This window comes from Exiguobacterium sp. s150 (assembly GCF_018618435.1).
GTDB classification, from domain to species: domain Bacteria; phylum Bacillota; class Bacilli; order Exiguobacteriales; family Exiguobacteriaceae; genus Exiguobacterium; species Exiguobacterium alkaliphilum.
This window is the reverse complement of the sequence record NZ_JACSMC010000039.1, coordinates 1-21,318: the sequence shown is the minus strand read 5'-3', so window position 1 is coordinate 21,318 and position 21,318 is coordinate 1. Positions and strand designations below refer to the sequence as shown.

Below are 21,318 nucleotides of genomic sequence, written 5' to 3'. Positions count from 1 at the left end.
TCAACGGGCGGCCGAGGAAATGTCTGGGCTGGAAGACCGCACACGAGGCCTTCACGGAGGAAGTGTTGCGCTTAATTTGACAAACCGTCACATGAAAAAAGAACCCCTAAAACGGGATTCGTTTCTCTTTGGCGAGTCGCCGCAATCGCTTCGTCTCATCGAGATGACCGCGACTTTCAAGCAAGTCGATATACACTTTGAACGGTTCGGAACGATGTGAAAAGAAGGGGATATATTCGGCGAATAGTTTTTGCTCTGCTTCCGACAAGTGACCGCGCTCGACGAGCAGCTCGAGCTCGAGCATTTTCAGGGCTTGATAGTCTTCAAGTGCGTGTTCGTCGTCAGCCGCTTTCGCCAACATACGGTCGCAAAGGGTGACGACGCGGTGGTGGAACGTCGACCATTCTGTAGAGGTGAACGGATGGGCGAGTAGCGTCGACAGCAAATCGACGCGGGACGAATCGACGTCTTTCGCAACGTGGAGTGCGGTGTAAAGCGATCGATCAATCCACACTTCGGCATTCGGTGCATCAAGGCGGTAGTAGTAAATGAGTTGGGTCAACATGTCGGTTTGGGAGAGTTTCAGGAGACGGAACGGGTCGCTCGTCGTGAACAGTGGCTCTTCACCCGCGGAAGACGAGAGGAGGAAGAACATTTCTTCGTACATCGTCCGGGCATCGGCGTCTTCTTCGGCATAGTATGTCAAATCCCGAATGATTTTCTTCGCGTGAATGTACCAGTTCTTTTGATCACGCTCGGTCATGACTTGATTCGGCAGCACATATAAATGATCGTAAGCGAGCTCGACAAAACGTTCGGCGAGAATAATGGTTTGTGAGAGCGAATGACGCTCCTCAGATGACTTTTGCTCTTTATAGCGTGTGAATTGACTGAGCATGAAGTCAACATCTTTCTCTTCAATCACGTGCTTTGGGGTATGGCGATACATCTCAACGATGATGTCTCGCAACGTGGCCTCACCGTACTGCTCTAACAACATTCGAAGCTTCCCGATGCGCATTTGCTCTCCCTCCTTTCAAGAGGACGTCGAACCGTCTGCCTGAAATGGGCAGACACCAATTAATATTCCTTTCCCGGTTTTCATTTGAAACAATCCTCCGGCCTCATGCTTAAGACGGATTTTTCCGACACCCGTTGTCAGAAGCGGATTTGTCCGCAATAATAGAAGAAAATCTAAAGGTAGAGGTATCCACTATGAATGAAGAGCAACGTTTGTCTCGCGTCGAACGACGGAAGCGAGAGCTTGAGCTTGAACAGGCTGAAGCTGAGCGACAACATAAAGATAATGACAGTCATGACCAAGGCGAAGATTCGCCCGTAGAGTCGGAAAACCGAACCGAGGAGTCAGAGCATCCGTTCTTGACACAAGACGAACGACACTCGCCGAATCAGAGCCAGCAAGGCAAAAATCAACAAGAGCGTGATCGAAAGAAGACGGTGCGGACGCCGAAACCGAAATGGCGGTTGCCGCTCGGGAAAGGCTCGAAACGCAAACGGGAAGCGCGGGACCAAAAAGCGCACTCGGCTGAAGCGAAACGCCGTGAACCGAGACGGGACACACCGCCGCCGCGGGAACAGCCACCGAAAGAAAAGCGGAAGCGCCGCGGTTGGAAAGGGAAGGCGGCTCTTCTCTTATTGCTCGTTACGGTAATTGTCGGCTATATGGCGACGAATCCGTTCACGTTCCTCGTCATGGGCAGCGACGCCCGGGTTGGTGAATCGCTCTCGGGTTCTCGGACGGATTCGCTTCAACTGATTGAATTCGTCCCCCGTTCGCGGACGGTGCAAAACGTCTCGATTCCACGCGATACGTATACGGTAATTCCGTGTGAACCGGACCGTGAAGGGGATAAGATTACCCATGCCTTCGCCTATGGTGGCGCGACGTGTACGGTCGGAGCGGTCGAAGGGTTGACCGAGGCGTCCGTCGACGGGCAAATCGTCATCACGTTCGAGACGTTCATGGAGTTGATTGACACGGTCGGTGGCGTCAATGTGACGGCGACCCATTCGTTCAGCGAGAAAGGGTTTAACCAAACGTATGAGTACACGGAAGGCGTCTCCTACTCGATGGATGGCGACATGGCTCTCGCCTATGCACGACACCGGAAATCCGATACGGACGGGGCGAGGTCGAGCCGTCAAACGGAAGTGATGACGGCCGTGGCCGACAAGCTGGCGAGTCCATCGGGATGGACGAAGATTCCTGCGACGTACCGCTTTATGAAAGACGAGATGGGACTCGAGATGAACCCGCTCCAGATGGCATCCGTCGGCTTGACGATGCTCCTTCGTCCGGACGTCAACAAGATGCAAGTCGAAGGGCAGGATGCCTATATCAATAACGTCTACTACTATCAGCCGAACGAGGCCAGTGTACAAGCGATTCGGGACGCGCTCGACTTAACGTTATGGGGAACTGTCAGATAATTTTGCGAAACGGGTTTGATTCCATGGCGAAAGAGGAATTTTAATCAAATGAACTACTCTTTTGAGGAGGGAAATTTGAATGAAAGTCTTAGTCATTGGAGCAACCGGCAAGATCGGAAGACGCGTCTTGAAAAGTTTGGCGAAAACTCACCAAGTGACCGCTTTAATTCGTTATCCTGAACTGCAAGCAGAGTACGAGAAGATGGGTGCGCGCGTGCTGACTGTCGATGTCGAGAAAGAACTCGACAAGAAGATTCACGAAGCGACGTCCGGACAAGACGCGGTCATCATCGCCGCGACGGCTGGTGCCGACGGGTCGAGTAAGGAAATCGAACTGCTCGATCGAAGCGTCGCCATGAAAGCGATCGACGCAGCGAAGAAAGAGCGTGTCCGTCACGTCGTCTTGCTCAGCGCATACGGTGCCGATCAACCAGACGCCGCCCCGAAAGAACTGTTTAACTTTTTGTCAGCCAACAACGCAGCCGATGAGTATATCGAACATAGCGGTTTAAACTATACGATCATTTGCCCAGTGACCATTGTCGATGGAGCCGGTAAAGGCTCGATTGAAGCGTCTGAAGACTTGAACGACCCGAACGGTGCGACGATTTCTGAGACGGATGTCGCCACGGTGATTGCTGCCTCGCTCGACAATCGCGGTTTGTATGGCCGCCGAATTGAAATCATGTCCGGCAGTACCCCAATCAATGAGGCGCTTGACTTTGATAGTCGCGGCGAGGCTGCGACGGCAGGACGGACGACGCTTCGTCGGCCACAACGATAAAGGGAGGAATGTGATTTGATGGAACGTAAACTATATAAAGACCCGTCTGATCAAATGATTGCCGGGGTCTGTTCCGGCTTAGGGAAATATCTCGGTGTCGATGTGACACTCATGCGTATCATCTTCGTTGCGCTGGCGCTGTTCGGCGGACCGGGGATCCTCATCTATATCGTCTTGGCCATCGTCATGAAAAAACCGCCTTCAGAGTATGAGGCGGAGCAAGAGAGCCGTTATTAACCAACAGGCTGACCCGTCGCGGTCAGCCTGTTTTCATGTCTCGAGATAGAGCGTGTAAGTGCCCTCGAACGTTTCACGTGGAGGCAAGAGCTGCATGTCCTCTTTCTGACGGATGTCTTTCCGGTGACCGGTATAGTCAGCGTGCCCGAACCAAGGCTCAAGGCAGACGAATGGCGCATCTGACTTCGGTGGCGACCAAATGCCGAAATGGGTGAACGCCGGGCATTCCATGACGATGGCGCTGCCTGAAGGCTCGTGACGTAGTGCCGCATAATCGACATTCTCGAAAATCAAGGCGTCCTGGTCGAACAATTGGTGGTTGAGGGGAATGTAGCGCCGATCCCCGAGCGGTTGATATGCCCCGGTCAAATACGGCCCTTCGAGCAGGAGACGGTCGAGCGTCCGCGACGTCCCGAAATCGATCGTATAATCTTCGAACGTTCCACCCGCGAACGGGATGTTGAACGCGGGATGACCGCCGATGCTAAACGGGAGAATGGCGTCGCCGGGGTTATGAACGCGATAGGTGATGGAGAGCTCTTGACCAATCAAACGGTATGCGATTTGAAGCGTGAAGGTGAACGGATAATGGTTCCGCGTCTCGGCAGAGTCTCGTAGTTCAAAGAGGGCGTGCGTATCAGATGAATCAATCAAATCGAAGTGTGCATCGCGCGCGAACCCGTGTTGACTCATCGTGTAAGTCGATCCGTCGTAGCGGTAGCAGTCGTCAAGCAAGCGGCCGACGAACGGGAAGAGGATTGGGGCTTGGCGTCCCCAGTAGGTCGGGTCGCCTTGCCAGAGAAGTTCGGTCCCGTCTACTTGCCAGCTCGTCATCTCGGCGCCGTGTGCTTTCAGCGTGACGCGTACGTTTTTATTTTGGAGAGATATCATGTGGTGTGCTCCTTTTGTATGGATATGATAAGTTAAGTGTAGAGAATGCATCGCAAAGACGACAAGGGGTAAATGATGAGAATTCATAAACTATTCATAGGACTGATTATGCTGGCGCTAATAGGCGGCCTGGCGTATAAAGGGTATGGCGAATATCAGGCGAGTCAACAGCCCGAACCGATGAGCATCAACGGTGACACGTCTGTTCTAGGGGGGCTCGAGATTGGCCAACGCGCGCCTGACTTTACGCTCGGCACGGTCGACGGGGCAACCGTCTCGCTCTCTGACTATGTCGGCGAGCAGGTCGTCTTAAACTTTTGGGCGACGTGGTGCCCGCCGTGTCGTGAGGAACTGCCGGAACTCATTACGTTCGGTGAAGAGACCGGGATCCCGGTCCTCGGAATCAACGTCACAAAAAACGAACGACGCGGCCAAGCCGACGTTGAAGCGTTTCTAAAAGAAGTGCCCGTCAGTTTCCCGGTCCTGTTGGATGAAGCGGGTACTGTCGAGAAGACGTATCGCGTCGTCGCGCTCCCGACGACGTATGTGATTGGCCCGGACGGTGTCGTGACGGCGAAACAAGTCGGTCCCGTCGACTTCGATTGGTTGCACGACCAGACGAACTGAACAGACAAAAGCAGACTGGGACGGGCCGGTCTGCTTTTGTTACTTTTTATAATGTTGTTTAATCAATGCGTCAAAATTCGGTGTCATGTCTTCTTCGAGATAATAGTGGTGATTGTCTCGGATGATGGTATCGCCAACTCGTGCTTCTGATGGCAAGAATCGTCTAGGGATAAAGCTCGAGCCGTTATTCCAACGTAACACGGCATATTTCCCTTCGACTCGCACCAACGTGCCATACTTGATCATGCCTCTTCCTCCTCAACGAACAGCTTTCTGTCTCTTTTATTCTTATAGAGTGTATTCCCACATTCCACAAAACCTACACATATTTGCATCGGTCTGCACAAAAGCGTAGAATGGACGAATTCAGAGAAAATGTGAATAAAGTTTGAAGAAAACGCTTTCTTTTTAGAAAAGTTTCTTCTATAATAAAACCACGGGGTGATTATGACGAATTTGTGAACAATGGGGGTATGGTCAATGTTTTCAACAGCCATGATAGGGATGCTTGCACTCGCAGGCGCGACGGTTTTTGGGATTGACCGTATGTTCACGGTCCGTTCAGAACGCGTCACAAAGAAATAGTTCTACATAGGGGGGATCGCAACGTCTTGGGGAGACGTTGCGATTTTTTTGTTAATAATCTTGTCGGCGGGCTTCGCGTTCTTGCATCTTTTGTTCGACATGTTTACGGTTCCGTTCGTGGACACGATCGAAGAAGGCGTGTCTTGGCCAAAGTGGGGACCATACGCGCTCTTCGGGCAACGCTAAAATATATTCCTCGGCAGCGCTCAGTCGTTCAATCATCTTGCTTCGGTCGTCGCAGACGTCGCCATGGCCCGAGACGAGCCAGCGGATTTCATGCTCGTACACGGCGGTCTGTAACGTCTGCAACGAATTGACGTACGCTTCGGCGTCGTGTTCGATAAACGGCGGCTCGATATTCGATCCGTAGTCTCCACAGATGAGAAGTTTCAGCGGTTCGACGACGAGCGACAGATGCGTCGAGTCGTGACCTGGCGTCAAATAGAACGTGATTGGCGTCGCACCGAGCTCGAGCGTACCGTCTTCGGCGATGATGAGGTCGACGTTTGGCTTTTGAATCGGTCGGTCGATATAGTTTTGTTCATAAAACGATTGGATTTCTTGAAGCTGTTCGTCCGAGTTCGTCTCGACGAACGCCCGTGAGGCGATGACGGTTGCATCCGGAAATGCATAGGCACCAATCAAATGGTCGTAATGATGGTGCGTATAGATGACGTATAGCTTTTTCCCGTCGCGAGTCAGCTCGATGTCTCGGCGAATCATGGCGACTTCTTCCGGTAGCCAGTTCGGGTCAACTAAAATGAGGCTTTCCTCCGTATGAATCAATGTCGATGTCGTACGCATGAGCGCACTTTCATATACGGTGAACGATTGTAAGCGAACTTGAATCACGGCGCATCCCTCCTTTTGAATCTATCTACCTTTTCCCGAATTCAAGCGACGTATGCGTTATCGTGGTAAACAAAAAGCAGGAAGTCCGAAGACTTCCTGCTCGTTGCATGATGTGCACCATGCGGGTTATGTGTGCGAGTCGATTCTCGCGTATATGTCGATAGTTGGAGCGGGTGAAGAGAATCGAACTCTCGTCATCAGCTTGGAAGGCTGAGGTTTTACCATTAAACTACACCCGCAAATTGATTTAATTAAAATGGAGCGGGTGAAGAGAATCGAACTCTCGTCATCAGCTTGGAAGGCTGAGGTTTTACCATTAAACTACACCCGCGAAACGTTTAACGTTACGATAAATATAATAGCATAGGAATTTGAGTTTGCAAACCTTTTTTTGAAAAAACATTGGTTGTGGCGCGGTACGTTATCTTGCTAAGATAATAGAAGAGGGGAGTGAGCGGTCATGAGCGAACGGAAGTCGTATTTGCAGTTGATGAGCGAAGGGTTTCGGATGATGAAACAAGCGAAAGAAACCGAGCGGACGATCAACCTCCGAGATTGGACGTTTTCGTTTCGGCACGACCGGGACTGGTCGGTCATTTTACGGACGGAGCGTGTCAAGTGGGTCAGCCGGCCGTTCGAGCAACTCACGATTGAACCGACCTCGATTCGGTTTGGCGCTGCCTCGCTTCAACGTCACGTCGAGTCGAACGAGGTACGTTTGAAGATTGAGGAAGAATGGGGAATTGAAAGTAAGGTCGTCTGTGACAATCAGGAGTGGGACCGATTCGTCGAGGCGCTCAAACAATTGAAGGGGGAGTAGTCGTGAGTGGAGAGAGGCTGTATCGGATTGAAGCGGAGGCGCGCGGAAATGCTTGGCGGGCCCGTGTATTGACCGGCATACAACGATTCCGCTTCTTTAAAGGGGAATTGCTCGCACCGACAGAACGTCCATACGTCGTCTTGAGCATCTCGCAAGACAAAGGGACGCTGCCTGATTTGATTGAGAGCGATATGGGCGTACTCTTGATTCATGAACGAATCGCGCCAATCTTTATGAACCTATGTCCATATGACGTCCAGCTCGTCCGTGTCGAGTTGCATACGACGACGGGGCGATCCGACGAATATTGTGCCCTCAACGTGTTGAGACGTTTTGAAATCGAGCATTTGGAGGACTCTGGAGAATACCGTCCCCTTAGTTCCGAACGCCTTTATTTTCTCTCGCATCAAACCGTTCGCATGAATTTATTTGGGCATATGATTGCCCAAGACGTAAACAGCCAACGCCTGTACGTGACGGAGCGATTAAAATATGCGCTCCAAGCCAAGATGGTGACCGGCTTAGCATTTAAAAAGACGAAGGAGAAGACTGCATGAAAGAATATGAAATCGATGGCTGGATTCGTTTGGCGTATCCAGAACACTTTGAATATAACGAAGAAGAAGATCACGTCAGTTTTTACTCGGTTGAGCCTGACGCGCAAGGGACGTTACAGATGTCCATCTATGAGGCGGAGGCCGAACAGCGCCCGGAGGATGCGGCGCTCCAAGAGCTGAACACGTTCTTAGGAGAATTTCCGATTGATGTGAAAGTCGCGCCGAGTGTGACCGATCAGTCGGCAGGCATGACGACCGCTTATGCGAGTGGGATTGAGGACGGGATGCATCTCGACGTCTGGTCGCTCACCGACGGAAAACGTCTCTTGTTCTTGACGTACGTCGCCGATAAACGGACGGATGAAAAATTAGAGATTGAAGCGATCATCGATTCGATTGAATGGACATGAAAAGAGACACGATGCCAAGTTTGGCTCGTGTCTCTTGTTTGTTATTGGAACTTTGGTACATCAAAGTGAAGTGTATAAGAATCAAGTGTTTGGTACGTTTGATAAATGCGTGTCGTCTGTTTTGTCGCCCAACCGATATCGGTCGCATATTGGTGCACGCCCGGGTTGGCAGGATTGAATCGCATTTTATAAAGCGTATTTTGTTTATGCGTCGGGTGATTGATATAACTCGCACCAATCCAATAAGCTCCACCGACGATGGCGGCTTCAGGAGTGAACCATTTCTGATCGAAGGCGAATTTAGCTCCTGTGGCGAGCGGACTGCTATCTACGGCTTGGATTCCGTACATATTGTAGACAGTCGCAGCGACTTCGCGATCTGGGTGGATTCGAGTCCCGCTTGAGTTGATTAAGGCGTTCCCATCTTTATCGACCGGCACCCCTTGAGCGAGTAAGGATTTTCCGTGACCTGTCTCATGGACGGCGTGTGCCAGTAAATAAATTTCGTTAATGCTATATTGATTTGCAGCGTTAATGAATGCTTGCCCTTGGTTCGTTAGTGTGCCGCTATTTGTGAGCACTCTATTTAATGTCGCTGCAGTCGTCCCGGCGCTCTTTGATAAATCAAGGAACTGATAGAACGCTTGGGAATTTTGGTCGAAGTTATTCGGGTTTACAAACGGTTCGAGATCTGTCACAGAGGCTCGACGCCACACATTATCAAATATTCGGATATTATGTCCTGCAGGGCGGCGGTAGGAAACCGTATAGTAAGTGCCTGTCTGACCAGTGATGGTAACAGTCTCGCCAGGATTAATTTGACCGTATGCGTGTGATGTCAAACTCGGTTGACTAAGGATGTTAGCTGCACCAACGACCGAACTTGGTGTAACAAAACCAGTCATAGAGCCATATTTGACGCGATACCAAACAGCTGTGCCGACAACTTGCCGATCCACATACTCGATGTTCGTCCCGTTAGGTATCGTCGCGATTGTGACTGCAGTAGAAGAGGCCGACATTTTAAGTGCCGTCCCCACTCCAGAGATGACGCGAAGTTGATTATTTACGATGGTACCGGTATTTCCGCTCACACTTACCCAGGCACGCGGTAAATAAGCTGGGGCGCTACGGTGCGCATCTGTTTGACCAAACTGAGCGACTTGACGTTCCGCCATGGCACGCACAGAGATTGGATAAGACGTATGAGATACGACCCGTTGAATGCCGGTAGTTGGCGGTGTCGTCGAGACGGGTGCTGTATAGCTTAAATGAATGTAGCCTCCGACAAAACTACCGCTCGTCAAGATTCCCCATTCTGTATTCAAGACAGGCTTCACGTTGACGACGGTTCCATGAGCGAGCGTTCCGATGGCTGTATTATTAGTCGATGGGGTCGGACGTACGTTTAAAGGTGTATTGTTTGAGACGACTTGGACTTCACGCTCTGGTCCGTATTGTTCGGTTGAAGTGGACGGGGCAGTTAGTGAAAAATCACGAGCCGCCACGTATCCTGTTTTATTGGCGTAACGAATCATATACCATGACCCTGTCGCCCCATGAGTAGAAAGGTGATCGACTTTCGCGCCTACTGGAATCGATTGAACAACGGTCCGTGATGTTGACATAGACGAATACATCGTCGCGGCCCGTTGCGCGTAGTAAGGTGTCACCGGTGCGGCGACTACCGTTTCAGACAAGTTACGCATCGGGACATAGCCTGTCAATGCCCCGGCCGTCACTTTTGCCCAAGACCCGGTCGCTCCGTGTGTCGAGACAAGTCGTACACTCGATCCGACTGCTAACGTACCGAGAGATTGCCCTGTCGTCGATGTCGAGCTGAACACGCTCGTCGCCGTCTTAACGTAGAGCGTCGTTGGTGCTGACGTGACGATGGCTTGCAGGTTGCGCATGGCCACATAGCCGGTTTTCCCTGCGTACGTCACTTTCGCCCAAGATCCGGTCGCCCCGTGCGTCGAGACGTGTGTCACGCTTGCGCCTTTTGGAATCGTGACGAGAACAGGTGCCGTTGAAATCATCGAACTATGCATCGACGTGTTGTTGACAGTCGTATGCGTGGCGTTTGCTTGAGGAGTCACCGTTCCACCTCCTGAGAGTGTGAAGTAACGTTGTGCCACGTAACCTGTTTTCCCGCCGTATGTCACTTTGAACCATGAGCCCGTCGCGCCATGTGTCGACACGTAGGTGACGGTCGCGCCTTTTGGAATCGTCGTGACGATTGGAGCGGTCGTCGTCATTGCCGAGCGCATGTTGACGTTCTCGTTGGCTGTATACGTTTGGGTCGTACTCGTTTTCGCAACGGTCGGCTTGAGCGTCAAGTAAGAAGACGACACGTACCGTTTTTGGCCTTGGAAATCGATTTCGGCCCAATTGTTGCTCGTCGAATAGACATGGACCGTCGTTCCTTGCGTCAACTTGCCGACGATTGTTGAAGTGGTCGACGTCGAAGACCGTACATTCAAAATAGAGGTGTTTACCGTGCCTTCGTATGTTGCTGCGTATGACTGCATCGGGCCGATCGTGCTGAGCACAGTGCTCGAGACGAGGACGGCCACGCTGAGTCTTGTCATCGTTGGTTTCAATGTGTTACCCCTTTCAATCCATGTGAATCTATACATAACTGGTAGTTTTTTAGTGTGCGGTCTAAGTATAGCGTACAGAAAAAATGGAAAGAAGATGAAAAATTTCAAAAAAGGTAAATGATTTAGAATACGTATGTATGAATTTTACAAAAAGAAAAAACCTCCTATTAAATGGAGGTTTTTTCAAGTGGGATAGAAGTCGTCTGTAGTAGCCAAGCCGTGATATCGTTCCATACCTCGGTCCGGTTCGTCTCTCGTAACACTTCGTGGCGCGCCCCGTCATAAGATAGGACGGTCACTTCGATGTCGGCTATCTGATAGTTCCTTACCATTCCTTTCAAGCCTTCCCCGTCATGGACGACCGGATCGTCCGCCCCAACGACGAACAGGAGCGGTAGCGTCTTCGGATGTTCGTGGATTCGTGGGAGCGAGGTGACGTCGAGCGAGGCGCTTGCCACCTCATATAAGTACCCGAGTGTCGGCAGTCCGCCGCAGTGCGGGTCGTTCCGGTACGACGTCACTTCTTCCGGGTCACTTGAGATCCAATCGCTTTCCGTTTTTGCGGGTAAGAACTTCAGATTATAGCGACCGAACAGTAGACGCTCGAACAGGCGCGACGGATAATCGCTCCCTTTTCGACGGATGGTCGCATCGATGGCGAACCGGCCGATTCGACCGATGACCCCGGACCCAGGCGGAGGGGAGATGGCGACCACGCCTGCGAGTCGATGGCCCATCACCTGGCCGAGCCGCCGCGACAAGAGGGACCCGAAGCTATGTCCGAGCACGAAAATCGGCAGGCCGTTCCCATACTGTTCGATGACGTGCATCGCATCCGTGACCATCTGCTGAAACCCTTCATTTGGAAGCAAATGCGCGTAGCTCCCTTGTTCTTTCGCGAGCGCACCTGCACCACGTAAATCACAAACATATACATTAAAACCATTTTCCGCCAAGTGTCTAGCGAACTCGTGATAGCGTTCATGATGTTCTAACATGCCGTGGAACAAAAAGCAGTCGGCGACGGCGTTCGTCGCTCTCACAGTAAAGATGTTCGTCCGATATCCGTCTGCATACGTATGCACTGTAACGTTCAAGCTCATCCCTCCGAAGTATTCAAAATAGTCCGATCGCGTTACCGGTCGCATCGATTCCCATGTTGAGTGCGGCCGGTTGTTTTGGGAGCCCTGGCATCGTCAAGACGTTACCTGTCAACGCGACGAGGAAGCCGGCGCCGACGGACGGTTTCAATTCACGGACGGTGACAGTGAAGCCTGCTTGATAGCCGACTTTTGTCGGGTCGTCCGAGAGCGAGAACGGCGTCTTCGCCATACAGATTGGTAAATCGGCCCATCCGTTCGCTTGGATGTGGGCCATCTGTTTACGGGCCTTCGCCGTGAACGTCACGTACGATGCACCGTACACTTCCCGAGCGATGGTCGTGATTTTGTCTTCGATTGATGCGGTCAGCTCATAGAGCGGAGTCAGGGCCGCCTCGTTCGACTCGACCGCTGCAATGACGGCCTCGGCGAGTGCTTCACCGCCTTGTCCACCGTGTGCCCACACTTCACTGAGCGCGACGCGGATTTGTTGCGAGCGGCACCAGTCGAGGACCGCTGCGAGCTCTTCTTCCGTATCGGAGTTGAAGCGGTTAAGGGCGACGACGACCGGGAGGCCGAGTTTCGCCATCGTCTCGACATGTTTCGCGAGTAGCTGCAGCCCTCGTTTGACAGCTTCGACATGTTCGACGTGAAGCGCGTCTTTCGCGACCCCACCATGCATCTTGAGTGCGCGGACGGTCGCCACGAGGACGACGGCATCCGGGCTCAATTCGCCGATGCGTGATTTGATGTGGCAAAACTTTTCGGCACCGAGGTCAGCCCCGAATCCCGCCTCCGTGACGACGTACTCCCCAAGCTTTAATGCGGTCTTCGTGGCGATGAGGGAGTTACATCCGTGGGCGATGTTCGCGAACGGTCCACCGTGCACGAGGGCCGGCGTCTGTTCGAGCGTCTGGACCAAGTTCGGTTTGAACGCCTCTTTTAAAAGCAACGTCGCCGCACCGGCTGCGCCGAGTTGTTCGGCCGTGACCGGTTCGTTGTCACGGTCGTAGGCGACGACGATGCGCTTGATGCGAGCTTCTAAGTCGCTGAGAGAGTCGGCGAGACAGAGGATCGCCATGATTTCTGAGGCGACGGTGATATCGAACCCGTCTTCCCGCGGGACACCGTGAACGGGACCACCGAGGCCGATTGTCACGTTACGAAGTGCTCGGTCATTCAAATCGAGGACGCGTTTCCAGACGATATTTCGGACGTCGATCCCGAGGTCGTTCCCTTGATGTAAGTGATTATCAAGCATCGCGCTAATCGTATTATGTGCCGCCGTGATGGCGTGCATGTCACCAGTGAAGTGCAGGTTGATATCTTCCATCGGCAACACTTGGCTGAAGCCACCGCCGGCCGCACCGCCCTTTAAGCCCATCGTCGGGCCGAGGGAGGGTTCCCTGAGACAGACGATTGCTTGCTTATCGAGACGATTGAGCGCTTGTCCGAGTCCGACGGTGACGGTCGATTTCCCTTCGCCGGCTGGTGTTGGGTTAATCGCCGTGACGAGAACGAGTTTCCCATCCGTCCGCGTCTTCACGTCGTCGAGCAAATCGAACGATAATTTTGCTTTGTATTTGCCATACAAATCGAGGTCGTCTTCTTTCAATCCGAGCTTTTCTGCAATCTGTTTGATAGGGAGCATCTCGGCTTGTTGGGCAATCGTCAGGTCGGTCAATGGCTTGATGGTCGTCATATACAAAATTCCCTCCACTTTCGAACGTTTTGTTAATAAAGTAATCGTTTCATTCGTGAATCGATCCGTAAATGAATCTGTTTCGCTTATTTGAACGGTCTCGTTCGTATTGTCATTGTGTATATCATACAGTATCGCTGCTTGAAATTCATCCGGTAAGTTCAATATATTCCACCCATTCCGTCAAATGTATCCGTTTTCATAACGTTGGTATCCATGTAAATTGATAGTGGAGGCGATCAACATGACAGATAAAACGAAACGAACGAAGCGAAGACGAAATTGGAAGAAATCGGTCAGTTTTATCGGCTTCGTCGGCCCAGCATTTTTGGCGTTCGTGGCCATCGTTCTCATCCCGTTCTTTAACGGAATCTATTACAGTTTCACGGATTGGAACGGGGTGACCGGACAGTTGAACTTCATCGGACTCGACAACTATGAGCGTCTATTGTTTGAAGATGAACAGTTTCGGGCGTCGTTTTGGATCACAACGAAATATACACTCGTCGCCGTTTTATTGACGAACGTCGTCGGGTTTTCGCTCGCATTGTTGCTGACGTTGAACATAAAGACGCGCAATCTGCTGCGGACGGTCTTTTTCATGCCGAACTTGATTGGCGGACTCATCCTCGGGTTCATCTGGCAGTTCATCTACGTTAAAGGGTTTGAGTCGATTGGCTCACTCACCGGGTGGCGCTTGTTCGAACTGCCGTGGTTGGGGGATGCCCAGACGGCGTTTTGGGGAATCGTCATCGTCGCGATTTGGCAAGGCGGCGGCTATGTCATGGTCATCTACATCGCGGCACTCCAAAACGTGCCGACGGACCTTCTCGAAGCAGCCAAAATCGATGGGGCCAATCGGTTGAAGATGTTACGTCATATCACCCTGCCGATGATTATGCCGTCCATCACGATTTGTTTGTTCTTGACGATTTCCTGGTCGTTCAAAGTGTTCGATACGAACTTGTCGCTCACGAACGGCGGACCGTTCAAATCGACCGAGATGCTCGCTTTGAACATTTACACGGAATCGTTCGTGAACAATAATTACGGACTCGGGTCGGCCAAGGCGGTCATCTTCTTCCTCGTCGTCGCAGCGATTACGGTCACCCAAGTCTACTTGACGAAAAAGCGGGAGGTGGAAGCATGACGACGGAAAAAATTGAACAGATGGAGTCAAAACTTGATCAAACCCCGAGGCGGCTGTTGCCCCAAAAACCGCTCCGTACCGGAGGCTATACGGCGAGTCTCGGTCTAGTTGAACTGGTTGCCATCTTACTCGGTCTGCTTTATCTCGTGCCGTTCTATTATGTGATCGTCAATTCGTTCAAATCGATTGCGGAGATTTATACAAATACGTCGGCATTGCCGAACGTTTGGCTCGGATCGAACTATACAGAGGCGTGGGAAGCCATGAACTATGGGCGCGTCTTCTTTAACTCGCTCTTCATCACGGGGGGGGCGAATCTCTTCATCGTCATCTTCACGTCGATGGCGGCGTGGAAGCTCGTGCGGACGAAACATTGGATTTCGACGGTCATCTTCTTCTTGTTCGTCGCAGCGATGGTCATCCCGTTCCAGTCAATCATGATTCCGCTCGTCAAGGTGTCGAGCATTCTCGGGTTGTTGAACAGCCATTGGGGCTTGATGATTATGTATCTCGGCTTTGGTTCCGGCATTTCGGTATTCTTATATCACGGCTTTATGAAATCGATTCCCGAGGAAATTGAAGAAGCCGCGATTATCGACGGCTGCTCGACGTGGGGTGTGTTTTGGCGCATCGTCTTCCCGCTATTAAAACCGATCACGGTGACGATCGTCATCTTGAATAGCCTATGGATTTGGAACGATTTTCTCTTACCTTCACTTGTCCTCCGAGACATCGAGCTGCGCACGATTCCGCTCGCGACGTTCTATTTCTTCGGACAATATACGAAACAATGGGATTTGGCACTCGCTGGATTAGTCCTTGGGATCGTTCCGCTCCTCGTCTTTTTCTTCGGTATGCAAAAGCATGTTATCAAAGGGATTACGAGCGGCTCGATCAAATAACCCTTCCCAAGGGATCTCCCCCGTCCGCTACACGGGGGAGAAATTTTTTTGAAAAAGACTGTTGACATTCGTCTGAATATTGATAATAATAGGGTCAATTCAATTGTGAACGACATTGAAAGGACGAGTACACAGAAGACGTAAGCAAAGCGAGCCGGGGGCGGTGAGAGCCCGGTCTGAAATCTCTGTCGAAGAACCTCCTGGAGTCGCTACCCGAACGCTTTGCAAGTAGACGTAGCCGGACCGTTCCCCGTTATCGGAACTACGAGATGTTCGTCTCGAAAAAGTGAGTAGATTCGTCTACTAATTTGGGTGGCACCGCGGAGCTTGAAGCCTTCCGTCCCATAGTCCATGGGATTGGAGGGCTTTTTTCTATTGCTCCGTCCTAAATATCCCACAATTGGAGGAAGACAAAATGACAACAGCAACAAGCATGATGAAGGAAAAGCAACAGGCGATCACGACGGTAAAGGCAACGTTCGAAGAGAAGTTCAGCACGGCGCTCGGTCTCACGCAAGTCCAAGCTCCGTTGTTCGTCACGTCGGCGAGCGGTGTGAACGATCATTTGAACGGTGTGGAACGCATCATCCAATTCGACACACAGTACCCGGGACATGAGCTCGAGATTGTCCAGTCACTCGCAAAATGGAAACGCGAGGCGCTCGGGCGTTACGGGTTCGCTGCCGGGGAAGGGCTCTACACACAGATGCGTGCGATTCGTCGCGACGAGGAACTCGATGCGACGCACTCGCTATATGTTGATCAGTGGGACTGGGAACGCGTCATCACCCGTGAAGAGCGGACGACGGATTACTTGAAGGCGACGGTCGAATCGATTTATGCGGCTCTTCTAGAGACGGAAAAGACGGTCGAGGCGAAGTATGACATCAAAGCGATTCTTCCTGAGGCGATCCATTTCATCACGAGCCAAGAACTCGAAGACGCCTATCCGACGCTCTCATCAAAAGATCGGGAAAGCGCGATTTGTAAAGAATACGGTGCAGTGTTCATCTCACAAATCGGAGGCGCCCTCCTTTCAGGTGAGAAGCATGACGGTCGAGCGGCAGACTATGACGACTGGTCGCTCAACGGCGACATCCTCGTCTGGCACCCTGAACTCGAGTCTGCGTTCGAATTGTCGTCGATGGGTATTCGTGTCGATGAAGCGGCCCTTGCGAAGCAACTTGAAATCGCAGGCGCTGAAGAGAAGCGGAAGTACCCATTCCACCAGGCTGTTCTTGAAGGACGTCTGCCACTTACAATCGGCGGCGGAATCGGACAGTCGCGTGTCGCGATGTATCTCCTCCGGGCCCGTCACATCGGTGAAGTCCAATCATCGGCTTGGCCGAGTGAAGTCGTGGCCGCATGTGAGGAAGCCGGCATCAGCTTGCTGTAATTAATAATATAGAAGAAACTCGTCACCAGGACTTTCATTTATGGAAGTCCTGGTTTTCTGTGCAACATTTTCCACCCTACACGTCAATTTTTACACCTACATAATGGAAGCGTTTTCATTTACATTAAGGATGTGCCGATGGGATTGCGTGAACCCATCAACTGTCAAAGGAGGAATCAGGATGAAACGAACATGGAGACTGTCCACGGCCGTCATGACGGCGGGCATGGTGATGACGCTTGCGGCGTGTGGAGGCGGTTCGCTCACTGAGAACGAAGGGTCGAACGATGCGAACGCGAACGAAGGCGAGAAAAAAGAAGTGACGTTGAACGTGTTCCAATTCAAAGCTGAAATCGCGAAAGACCTCGAGGCGATGGCGAAAGAATACGAAGAAGAAACAGGCGTCAAAGTGACGGTGCAAACGGTCGGAGGCGGTGCCGATTACGGTGCGGCGTTGAAATCACAATTTGCTTCGGGCAATGAGCCGGACATTTTCAACAACGGCGGTTTCACAGAAGCGAAGACGTGGCAAGACAAACTTGAAGACCTCTCGGATGAGAAGTGGGTCGGCGACTTGAGCGACGTCGCCAAAGAGCCGATGACGATGGACGGCAAGTTGTATGGCATGCCGATGAACCTAGAAGGATATGGCTTCATCTATAACAAAGAGCTGTTCAAAAAGGCCGGAATCAACGAATTGCCGAAGACGTTGTCCGAGTTGACGGAGGCGGCGGAAAAACTCGATCAAGCGGGCATCACGCCATTTTCGGTCGGGTACGCTGAGTTTTGGATTCTCGGTATCCATCTATTGAATATCCCGGTGGCGCAGCAAGACGACCCAGATGCCTTTATTCAGGCGTTGAACGACAATAAAGCGAAATTCGAAGACAACGAGCAGTTCCAACAGTTCTTGAAACTGTTCGACCTCACAATCAAATACGGGAACAAGAACCCGCTCACGACAGATTACAACACGCAAGTCACGCAGTTCGCTCAAGGCGAGACGGCGATGCTCCAGCAAGGGAACTGGGCCCAACAGATGATTCTCGACGTGAATCCGGACATCGAGATGGGCTTCGTGCCGATTCCAATCAATGATGACAAAGAGAAGATGGACCGTCTGCCGGTCGGCGTCCCGAACAACTGGGTCGTCAACAAGAACTCACAATATAAAGAAGAAGCGAAGGATTTCCTCGAGTGGATGGCGACATCTGAGACGGGACAAGACTATATGGTCAACAAGTTCAAATTCATCCCGGCGTTTAAGTCGATTGAAGCGAACGACCTCGGCCCGCTCGCCGATGATATTCTCGCCTACTCGAATGAAGGCAAGACCATCTCGTGGAACTGGTTCAAATATCCAGACGGTGCCGTCAATGAGTACGGTGCGTTGATGCAGGCGTACGTCGGCGGTCAAAAGACCGGAGACGAGATGTTGCAAGACTTCACGAAAGTCTGGCTTGATAAGACGAAATGAAGACACGGGCGCGAAATGACCCCTTCGCGCCTGTTTTTTTTGGATAAACTGAAATCATTCTCTTGCTTAAGTATTCTCTCTTGTCAAACAAGCGTCGCTCAGACAAAATAATAGACAGTTGAGGTGGCGTTCGGGACTGACCGACGCCACTATTTTGTTGGGGAGATGAATGGGATGAGAAAGAATGTCACGGTCGCCTTACTGCTTGCGACCTTTTTAGCCGCGATTGAAGGGACGGTCGTGTCCGTCGCGACACCGGTCATCGCGAGCGAGTTGAACGGCGCCGCGCTCGTCAGTTGGGTGTTCGCCTCGTATTTGTTGTTCACGGCGGTCTCGACCCCGATTTACGGGAAAGTGGCTGACTTGTTCGGACGTAAACGCGTACTCTTATTCGGAATCGGGTTGTTCACGGTCGCCTCGCTTCTCTGTGGGCTTGCCGGGTCGATGGAACAACTGATCATTTTCAGGGCGCTACAAGGGCTTGGCGCCGGTGCGGTGCTGCCGATCTCGATGACGATTATCGGGGACTTGTATAAATACGAGGAGCGCGGGAAGATTCAAGGAATCTTGAGTGCCGTCTGGGGGGTCTCCGGTGTGTTGGGTCCTGTAATTGGTGGTTTTTTGGTCGAGACATTGTCTTGGCGTTACGTCTTTTTACTGAACGTTCCGTTTGCGCTCCTCTCGTTCTTGATGATTGTCGCCTTCTATAAAGAAAATGTGAGCGAGACGACGGAGCGGATTGATGTCAAAGGTGCCCTGTTGTTTGCGGGAGGGACGTCAGCATTCCTGTATGCCCTCATCACGTTCAGCGAGACGAACGTTTGGACGTCTCCGGTCGTCATCAGTGGGGTGGCGAGTCTGTTGTTGCTCGCCAGCTTTTACGTGTCCGAACGTCGTGCCAAAACACCGCTATTCCCGTTCGCGCTGTTAAAGCATCCGGTGATCGCGTCGATTAACGGGGCCGTCTTCTTTGCGGCCTGGGTGCTCGTGTCGATGTCGGCATATATTCCAATTTGGGCACAGGCGGTCCTCGGGAAGACGGCGACAGAGGCAGGGTTCATGCTCATGCCGCTCTCCGTGTCGTGGACGGTCACCTCGATTATCGGCGGCCGGACGCTCGGTGCGGCTTCCCCGAGACGCCGCGCCGTATCGGGGATGAGCCTGTTGCTTTTCGGTACGATTCTTCTGACGAGCCTCACGCAAGCGAGTCCCGACGTGTTCGTCTATCTCGCCGTCGCCTTAATTGGCGTCGGTTTCGGATTATCGCAACCGATGTTTATCGTCGTCTTGCAGACGGTCGTCTCATATCGGGAGCGTGGAACGGCGACCGCCGCGAACTCATTTTTGAGCACGGTCGGTCAAACGCTTGGCGTCGCCGTGTTCGGGGCCGTCTTTAACTTCATCGTCTTGAGCGGGTTTCGGACGGAAGAGGCGCTACGTGGCGTCTCGCTCGAATCGTTCTTTAACCGGGCCGCGAGCACGGCGCTTGAGACGGGTGTCCGTCTGCAAGGTGAGCAGTTGATTGCAGATGGCTTGAACACCGTCTTTGCCGGGGCCGCGCTTGCCGCGTTCATCGCGCTTCTCATCGCGCTTCGTTTGCCGGTGCACCCACCCGAGCCTTCACGCGACAACTAAAATCGCGTTATGATGGAGACAAGGGAGGCGATTATCGTGAAACGATGGATTCTCATGTTAGGCCTCATCTTCGTCGCCGGATGTGCAACCGAACCGGCAGAGGATGGAGCGCAAGACGAAACACCGATTGAACAGGCGCCTGAACAAACGGACGAGACTGAAAACGAACAAACGACTGACGAGGGTGAAGGCTTGTCGGTCGGAACGAGTGTCGCAAGCCAACTCGAAGCGCCGTGGTCCATTGCAAGGATCGAAGACGGCTGGCTCGTCTCAGAACGCGGTGGTACGATCGCCGTCATCGATGAGGAAGGGAACGTGGACCGGCAAACCGTCGAGTTGACTGAAGCGGTGCTCGAGATTGGCGAAGGAGGGCTACTCGGCCTCGCCCTCGCTTCGGACTTCGACACCTCGCGCCAACTGTACGCTTACCACACGTACGGCACACCAGGCAACGTCCAAAATCGTGTCGTCGAACTGACATGGGAAGAGGATCGCTTCGTCGAGACGGACGTCATCCTCGAAGACATCCCGGGTGCGCAGTTCCATAACGGCGGCCGATTGCTTTTGGACGGTGAGGCGCTTTGGGTGACGAACGGCGATGCGCTCGTCCCTGACATCGCCCAAGATGAGACGTCGCTCGCTGGGAAGATTCTTCGAATTCCGCTGTCCGGTGAAGGGGAACCGACTGACTGGATCTATTCTTCAGGTCACCGTAATCCGCAAGGGTTGGCGAGTGTTGACGATGTCCTCTATGCGAGTGAGCACGGGGCATCCGGTCACGATGAAGTCAATCGCATCGAGCAAGGAAAAAATTATGGATGGCCGTTGATTGAGGCGGATGAGACCGCGGACGGGCTCGAGACGCCATGGTTCGAAGTCGGTTCGACCTCGTGGGCCCCGTCCGGAATCGTCGCGGATGAGGAATACATCTATATGGCAACGTTGCGCGGGAATCGTCTCGTCGCCCTCGATCGCGAGACGCGTGACGTGCTCTCGATCATCGAGGATAAAGGCAGGATACGTGACGTCTGGCTCGAAGGGGACGTGCTGTATTACAGATTATACGAGCAGGAAAGCCCATACCGGGCATAGCCCGCCTTTAGGCATGGGATGAACGTGAGTTCGGATGTGAAAAACAT

At 52.3% G+C, this 21,318-nt stretch carries 20 protein-coding genes, 2 tRNA genes and 1 other annotated feature; of the genes, 13 read left to right on the top strand and 9 right to left on the bottom strand.

From position 1 onward, the window contains the following. Window positions 1–106: 106 nt before the first annotated feature. Complete coding sequence (locus KNP76_RS14140) at window positions 107–1,021, bottom strand: hypothetical protein (RefSeq protein ID WP_211779936.1); 915 nt, start codon at window positions 1,019–1,021, stop codon at window positions 107–109. Between the two features lie 194 nt (window positions 1,022–1,215). On the opposite strand from KNP76_RS14140, the gene KNP76_RS14135 reads away from it, so the two are divergent. The 3 genes from KNP76_RS14135 to KNP76_RS14125 all read left to right on the top strand — a co-directional run bounded on the left by KNP76_RS14135 (window position 1,216) and on the right by KNP76_RS14125 (window position 3,472). Then, window positions 1,216–2,451 (top strand): LCP family protein, encoded by a 1,236-nt coding sequence (locus tag KNP76_RS14135; RefSeq protein WP_214844889.1) that lies wholly within the window; start codon window positions 1,216–1,218, stop codon window positions 2,449–2,451. A 79-nt stretch (window positions 2,452–2,530) separates the two neighbouring features. Beyond that, entirely contained in the window at window positions 2,531–3,235 is a 705-nt protein-coding gene (locus KNP76_RS14130; RefSeq protein WP_214844888.1) for an SDR family oxidoreductase, read from the top strand. A gap of 18 nt (window positions 3,236–3,253) precedes the next feature. Beyond that, window positions 3,254–3,472 (top strand): PspC domain-containing protein, encoded by a 219-nt coding sequence (locus KNP76_RS14125; RefSeq protein WP_034806882.1) that lies wholly within the window; start codon window positions 3,254–3,256, stop codon window positions 3,470–3,472. Window positions 3,473–3,505: 33 nt separating this feature from the next. Here KNP76_RS14125 and KNP76_RS14120 read toward each other — a convergent pair whose 3' ends face one another. Continuing rightward, window positions 3,506–4,363, bottom strand: a complete 858-nt coding sequence (locus KNP76_RS14120) for an aldose 1-epimerase family protein (protein ID WP_211779934.1) — start codon at window positions 4,361–4,363, stop codon at window positions 3,506–3,508. A gap of 108 nt (window positions 4,364–4,471) precedes the next feature. Here KNP76_RS14120 and KNP76_RS14115 point away from each other — a divergent pair, with 108 nt between their 5' ends. Further along, window positions 4,472–4,990 (top strand): TlpA family protein disulfide reductase, encoded by a 519-nt coding sequence (locus tag KNP76_RS14115; protein WP_235193460.1) that lies wholly within the window; start codon window positions 4,472–4,474, stop codon window positions 4,988–4,990. Window positions 4,991–5,029: 39 nt separating this feature from the next. Here the strand turns inward: KNP76_RS14115 and KNP76_RS14110 are convergent, their stop codons facing one another. From KNP76_RS14110 to KNP76_RS14095, 4 genes are all read right to left on the bottom strand, one after another. After that, entirely contained in the window at window positions 5,030–5,236 is a 207-nt protein-coding gene (locus KNP76_RS14110) for a DUF3006 domain-containing protein (protein ID WP_016508383.1), read from the bottom strand. A 390-nt stretch (window positions 5,237–5,626) separates the two neighbouring features. Beyond that, window positions 5,627–6,427: an MBL fold metallo-hydrolase gene (locus KNP76_RS14105; RefSeq protein WP_214844887.1), complete on the bottom strand. Its 801-nt coding sequence runs from the start codon at window positions 6,425–6,427 to the stop codon at window positions 5,627–5,629. 165 nt (window positions 6,428–6,592) lie between these two features. Continuing rightward, window positions 6,593–6,666: transfer RNA gene (locus KNP76_RS14100), tRNA-Gly, on the bottom strand. A gap of 18 nt (window positions 6,667–6,684) precedes the next feature. After that, window positions 6,685–6,758, bottom strand: a tRNA-Gly gene (locus tag KNP76_RS14095). Window positions 6,759–6,887: 129 nt separating this feature from the next. Between KNP76_RS14095 and KNP76_RS14090 the strand changes: the two genes are divergently transcribed. Genes KNP76_RS14090 through KNP76_RS14080 form a run of 3 tightly spaced genes read left to right on the top strand, consistent with a single transcriptional unit; the run spans window position 6,888 to window position 8,214 of the window. After that, window positions 6,888–7,247, top strand: a complete 360-nt coding sequence (locus KNP76_RS14090; protein WP_034815819.1) for a hypothetical protein — start codon at window positions 6,888–6,890, stop codon at window positions 7,245–7,247. A 2-nt stretch (window positions 7,248–7,249) separates the two neighbouring features. After that, window positions 7,250–7,804 (top strand): hypothetical protein, encoded by a 555-nt coding sequence (locus KNP76_RS14085; RefSeq protein ID WP_034808600.1) that lies wholly within the window; start codon window positions 7,250–7,252, stop codon window positions 7,802–7,804. Then, window positions 7,801–8,214 carry a hypothetical protein gene (locus KNP76_RS14080; protein WP_034808598.1) on the top strand — a complete coding sequence of 138 codons (414 nt, stop codon included), beginning with the start codon at window positions 7,801–7,803 and terminating at the stop codon, window positions 8,212–8,214. Before KNP76_RS14085 ends, KNP76_RS14080 begins: the two co-directional genes overlap by 4 nt. A 41-nt stretch (window positions 8,215–8,255) precedes the next feature. On the opposite strand, the gene KNP76_RS14075 is transcribed toward KNP76_RS14080, so the two are convergent. The 3 genes from KNP76_RS14075 to KNP76_RS14065 all read right to left on the bottom strand — a co-directional run bounded on the left by KNP76_RS14075 (window position 8,256) and on the right by KNP76_RS14065 (window position 13,619). Then, entirely contained in the window at window positions 8,256–10,805 is a 2,550-nt protein-coding gene (locus KNP76_RS14075) for an SH3 domain-containing protein (protein ID WP_214844886.1), read from the bottom strand. Window positions 10,806–10,984: 179 nt separating this feature from the next. Continuing rightward, complete coding sequence (locus KNP76_RS14070) at window positions 10,985–11,914, bottom strand: alpha/beta fold hydrolase (RefSeq protein WP_251137503.1); 930 nt, start codon at window positions 11,912–11,914, stop codon at window positions 10,985–10,987. A gap of 19 nt (window positions 11,915–11,933) precedes the next feature. Then, window positions 11,934–13,619: a formate--tetrahydrofolate ligase gene (locus KNP76_RS14065; RefSeq protein ID WP_214844885.1), complete on the bottom strand. Its 1,686-nt coding sequence runs from the start codon at window positions 13,617–13,619 to the stop codon at window positions 11,934–11,936. Between the two features lie 244 nt (window positions 13,620–13,863). Between KNP76_RS14065 and KNP76_RS14060 the strand changes: the two genes are divergently transcribed. The 6 genes from KNP76_RS14060 (at window position 13,864) to KNP76_RS14035 (ending at window position 21,271) form a co-directional block, all read left to right on the top strand. Then, window positions 13,864–14,769, top strand: coding sequence for a carbohydrate ABC transporter permease (locus KNP76_RS14060; RefSeq protein ID WP_034815814.1), 906 nt, complete (start codon window positions 13,864–13,866; stop codon window positions 14,767–14,769). Then, a complete protein-coding gene (locus tag KNP76_RS14055) occupies window positions 14,766–15,671 on the top strand; it encodes a carbohydrate ABC transporter permease (protein WP_251137502.1) in 906 nt (301 codons plus the stop codon). The genes KNP76_RS14060 and KNP76_RS14055 overlap by 4 nt, the downstream gene beginning before the upstream one ends. Window positions 15,672–15,777: 106 nt before the next feature. Next, window positions 15,778–16,019, top strand: a binding site (T-box leader). A gap of 67 nt (window positions 16,020–16,086) precedes the next feature. After that, on the top strand, window positions 16,087–17,067 hold the full coding sequence (gene asnA / locus KNP76_RS14050; protein WP_214844884.1) for an aspartate--ammonia ligase: 981 nt from the start codon (window positions 16,087–16,089) through the stop codon (window positions 17,065–17,067). A 181-nt stretch (window positions 17,068–17,248) separates the two neighbouring features. Further along, window positions 17,249–18,544, top strand: coding sequence for an ABC transporter substrate-binding protein (locus KNP76_RS14045; RefSeq protein ID WP_051622701.1), 1,296 nt, complete (start codon window positions 17,249–17,251; stop codon window positions 18,542–18,544). 174 nt (window positions 18,545–18,718) lie between these two features. Next, complete coding sequence (locus KNP76_RS14040) at window positions 18,719–20,179, top strand: MDR family MFS transporter (protein WP_214844883.1); 1,461 nt, start codon at window positions 18,719–18,721, stop codon at window positions 20,177–20,179. A 36-nt stretch (window positions 20,180–20,215) separates the two neighbouring features. Next, complete coding sequence (locus KNP76_RS14035) at window positions 20,216–21,271, top strand: PQQ-dependent sugar dehydrogenase (protein WP_371816257.1); 1,056 nt, start codon at window positions 20,216–20,218, stop codon at window positions 21,269–21,271. Window positions 21,272–21,318: the final 47 nt, after the last annotated feature.

Coding starts and splice junctions, on each gene's coding strand:
- KNP76_RS14115 (WP_235193460.1), top strand. CDS start 4,472: ATGCTGGCGCTAATAGGCGGCCTGGCGTATAAAGGGTATGGCGAATAT.
- KNP76_RS14075 (WP_214844886.1), bottom strand. CDS start 10,805: ATGACAAGACTCAGCGTGGCCGTCCTCGTCTCGAGCACTGTGCTCAGC.
- KNP76_RS14090 (WP_034815819.1), top strand. CDS start 6,888: ATGAGCGAACGGAAGTCGTATTTGCAGTTGATGAGCGAAGGGTTTCGG.
- KNP76_RS14110 (WP_016508383.1), bottom strand. CDS start 5,236: ATGATCAAGTATGGCACGTTGGTGCGAGTCGAAGGGAAATATGCCGTG.
- KNP76_RS14060 (WP_034815814.1), top strand. CDS start 13,864: ATGACAGATAAAACGAAACGAACGAAGCGAAGACGAAATTGGAAGAAA.
- KNP76_RS14125 (WP_034806882.1), top strand. CDS start 3,254: ATGGAACGTAAACTATATAAAGACCCGTCTGATCAAATGATTGCCGGG.
- KNP76_RS14120 (WP_211779934.1), bottom strand. CDS start 4,363: ATGATATCTCTCCAAAATAAAAACGTACGCGTCACGCTGAAAGCACAC.
- asnA (WP_214844884.1), top strand. CDS start 16,087: ATGACAACAGCAACAAGCATGATGAAGGAAAAGCAACAGGCGATCACG.
- KNP76_RS14130 (WP_214844888.1), top strand. CDS start 2,531: ATGAAAGTCTTAGTCATTGGAGCAACCGGCAAGATCGGAAGACGCGTC.
- KNP76_RS14080 (WP_034808598.1), top strand. CDS start 7,801: ATGAAAGAATATGAAATCGATGGCTGGATTCGTTTGGCGTATCCAGAA.
- KNP76_RS14135 (WP_214844889.1), top strand. CDS start 1,216: ATGAATGAAGAGCAACGTTTGTCTCGCGTCGAACGACGGAAGCGAGAG.
- KNP76_RS14065 (WP_214844885.1), bottom strand. CDS start 13,619: ATGACGACCATCAAGCCATTGACCGACCTGACGATTGCCCAACAAGCC.
- KNP76_RS14055 (WP_251137502.1), top strand. CDS start 14,766: ATGACGACGGAAAAAATTGAACAGATGGAGTCAAAACTTGATCAAACC.
- KNP76_RS14045 (WP_051622701.1), top strand. CDS start 17,249: ATGAAACGAACATGGAGACTGTCCACGGCCGTCATGACGGCGGGCATG.
- KNP76_RS14140 (WP_211779936.1), bottom strand. CDS start 1,021: ATGCGCATCGGGAAGCTTCGAATGTTGTTAGAGCAGTACGGTGAGGCC.
- KNP76_RS14040 (WP_214844883.1), top strand. CDS start 18,719: ATGAGAAAGAATGTCACGGTCGCCTTACTGCTTGCGACCTTTTTAGCC.